The 302-nt window shown below is 73.2% G+C and carries 1 protein-coding gene; it reads right to left on the bottom strand.

The genetic code is table 11. From position 1 onward, the window contains the following. On the bottom strand, positions 1 to 192 hold a 192-nt coding region (locus JHD63_RS23410), incomplete at its 3' end, for a hypothetical protein (protein ID WP_198973184.1). Positions 193 to 302 lie beyond the last annotated feature (110 nt).

Below are 302 nucleotides of genomic sequence, written 5' to 3'. Positions count from 1 at the left end.
CCCCCCCCCCCCCCCCCCCCCCCCCCCCCCCCCCCCCCCCCCCCCCCCCCCCCCCCCCCCCCCCCCCCCCCCCCCCCCCCCCCCCCCCCCCCCCCCCCCCCCCTTTTCCAGCCGAAGACGGCATACGCGATTTCCTGTACGGTCTCGTGGGCTCGGAGATGTGTATAAGAGACAGGCCCAGGGGTATCTCAAAGACCTTGAAATGGCTCTTGCTTAGAGCTTGATGCCCGAAGCCCGGATCACCGGCGTCCACTGCGCGCGGTAGGCCTCCAGCATCTTCGCGGTCTGCTCCGGCGTGCTGC

It is taken from the genome of Xylophilus sp. ASV27, assembly GCF_016428875.1.
Taxonomy (GTDB): Bacteria; Pseudomonadota; Gammaproteobacteria; order Burkholderiales; family Burkholderiaceae_C; genus Xylophilus.
Note: the sequence above shows the minus strand (reverse complement) of the source record. Positions and strands in the feature narration are given on the sequence as shown.